A 1,849-nucleotide genomic window follows, 5' to 3' on the forward strand; every position below is an offset into this window, starting at 1 on the left:
CGGCAGTGGCTGAACGCGAAGAGCGGGAAGTCGATGCCGAACTGTTCGCAGATCTCCGAAGTCACGTCAGCCAGTATGTTCAGCTCTGCGGCACCCCCAGCACCGGGGTGCGCTGCAGGAACTGCTCGACCGCGGTCAGCAACCGCTGCCCGTCCAGCAGTGCGGGGTCGTTGTGACCGGCGCCTTCGACGGACACGAACTGCTTGGGTTCGGAGGCGGCCTCATAGAGGCGACGCGACTGCGCCGCGGGCACGATGTCGTCGCTGTCCCCCGCGATCACGAGCAGTGGCACGCGCAGCGCGCCGATGCGGTCGATGGACGGGTAGCGATCCAGCAGCAACCGCCGCACCGGAAGCCACGGGTAGTGCACACCGGCGACGTCGGCCAGGGACGTGAACGGTGAACGCAGCACCAACGCCGCAGGGGGCTGCTCGACGGCCAGGCCGACCGCCACCGCGGCGCCCAGCGATTCGCCGAAGACGGCCATCCGACCGGGATCGACACCAGGCTGGCGGGCCAGCCAGTCGTAGGCGGCGCGCGCGTCGTCGGCCAGTCCGTCCTCGGTGGGCCGACCGGGGTTTCCGCCGTAGCCGCGGTAGTCCGGCAACAGCACGGACAGCCCCATGCCGTGCAGGGCGGCGGCCAGCGGGGCCCGCATCGTGCGGTCACCGCCGTTGCCGCTGAGCACCAGCACCGCTGGGCCCGGGCCGCCGGGCAGATACCAGGCGCCCAGTTCCAGCCCGTCCGTGGTGGGGACGACCACGTCGCGGGCCCCCGGCAGCACCGTCGACGCCGGCGGCACCGCAGCGGTCGACGGGAAGTAGATCAACCGACGCTGCTGCGACCACAGCAGTCCGAGAAGTCCCGACGCCACCAACGCGACGATAACGGCGATGCGAACCGCTCGGCGACCCGGCATCTGCTGCTACGCGCGCAGCGGCGCGCTCGCGAACGCGCGCAGCCCGTCGGCCGGATCGATGGCGGCCCGAAAACCAAGCACCCGTTCGGCTTTCGCCGGGTCGGCGACGATGTGGCGGACGTCGCCGCTGCGGTACTGGCCGGTCACCACCGGCGTCCCGTCACCACGCGCGTCACACAGCGCGGCGGCGACGTCGAGGATCGACACCGGCCTGCCCGAACAGACGTTGAACGTGTCGAAACCGTCGGATCCGGCCTCGATCGCGGCGACGTTCGCGGCGGCGATGTCGTCGACGTGGACGAAGTCGCGCATCTGCCCGCCGTCCTCGAAAACCCTTGGCGGGTCACCTGCTTCGAGTGCGGAGCGGAAGATCGCGGCGACACCCGAATAGGGGGTGTCGCGTGGCATGCCCGGTCCGTAGACGTTGTGATAGCGCAGTGCGACCACCGAGCCGCCCGTCGACTCGCTCCAGGCCAGCGCGTAGTGTTCCTGGGCGACCTTGCTGGCCGCGTAGAGGCTGCGCGGTCGCAGCGGCGCCTCCTCCCCGACGAGCGCCCAGCTCACCTGCGCGCCGCAGACCGGGCAGCGGTGGTCGAACACTCCGCTGTCCAGGTCCGCCCGGGCGCGGGGGGCCGGGTCGACGGCGCCGTGCTGCGGGCAGCCATAACCACCCTGGCCGTAGACCACCATCGACGAGGCGAGCACCAGGCGGCGGCAGCCCGCGGCGAACATCTCCGCCAGCAGCACCGCGGTGCCGTAGTCGTTGTGCGACGCGTAGGAGGGGCTGTCGGCGGCGTCGACGCCGGCACCGACCACCGCCGCCTGATGGCACACCACGTCCACTCCGGCGAGCAGCTCGGCGACGGCCGCGCCGTCCCGGACGTCGAGCCGGTGCACGCCTGCGGGCAACTGGGCGCCCTCGCCGTGCGC

The 1,849-nt window shown here is 72.0% G+C and carries 2 protein-coding genes; both read right to left on the reverse strand.

Annotated features, from left to right (window positions below; genetic code table 11):
• Window positions 1-79: 79 nt before the first annotated feature.
• Window positions 80-919, reverse strand: coding sequence for an alpha/beta hydrolase (locus WA944_RS25090; RefSeq protein ID WP_526609079.1), 840 nt, complete (start codon window positions 917-919; stop codon window positions 80-82).
• Window positions 920-925: 6 nt separating this feature from the next.
• On the reverse strand, window positions 926-1,849 hold a 924-nt coding region (locus tag WA944_RS25095; protein WP_526647450.1), incomplete at its 5' end, for an NAD-dependent epimerase/dehydratase family protein.

Source organism: Mycobacterium sp. (assembly GCF_049683355.1).
Classification (GTDB): domain Bacteria; phylum Actinomycetota; class Actinomycetes; order Mycobacteriales; family Mycobacteriaceae; genus Mycobacterium.